This is a genomic window from Luedemannella flava (assembly GCF_039528515.1).
Lineage (GTDB): Bacteria > Actinomycetota > Actinomycetes > Mycobacteriales > Micromonosporaceae > Luedemannella > Luedemannella flava.
Map to the genome: position 1 here is coordinate 1 of NZ_BAAALT010000131.1, position 585 is coordinate 585.

Annotated in this window: 1 protein-coding gene; it reads left to right on the forward strand. The window is 59.1% G+C overall.

The genetic code is table 11. From position 1 onward, the window contains the following. A partial coding sequence (locus ABD211_RS20820) for a transposase (protein ID WP_486336259.1) occupies positions 1-585 on the forward strand: 585 nt, incomplete at both ends.

Sequence of the window (585 nt, forward strand, 5' to 3'; positions counted from 1 at the left end):
GGCGAATGCCAACAAAGGCAAATACGATCTGGCTCAAATCGAGAAGTCACGGGCCGATTATTGGGCGGACCTGGACCGGGCGGTTGAGGCGGAACGCAGGCTGCATGGCCAGAAGCCGCTAAAGGAGCAGGAGCGCTCTCCTGAGGTCAAGCAAACCAAGGTNGTGCGTGAGGGCAAGCCAAAGGGCTTCTTCTATCTGGACCACCGCACGGTGGACGGTAAATTGGGGATCGTCACGGACACCTTCACCACACCGGCCAATGTCCATGACAGCATTGTTTATCTGAACCGGCTGGACCGTCAGGCACACCGCTTCAGCTTCCAGGTCAAGGCGGTTGGTCTTGATGCGGGCTATGCCACTTCAGCGATAGCCCGGGGACTGGAGGAGCGGGATATTCTGGGGGTGACCGGATACCGCCGCCCGTCTGCCCCAAAGCCCGGCATGATGCGCAAATCAAGCTTCGCTTACGAGGAGCAAACCGATGGCTACCGTTGTCCCGAAGGCCGGCTGCTGACCTATGCAACGACGGACAGGAACGGCTACAAACACTACCGCTCCGACCCTGCCATCTGCAAAAAGTGTCC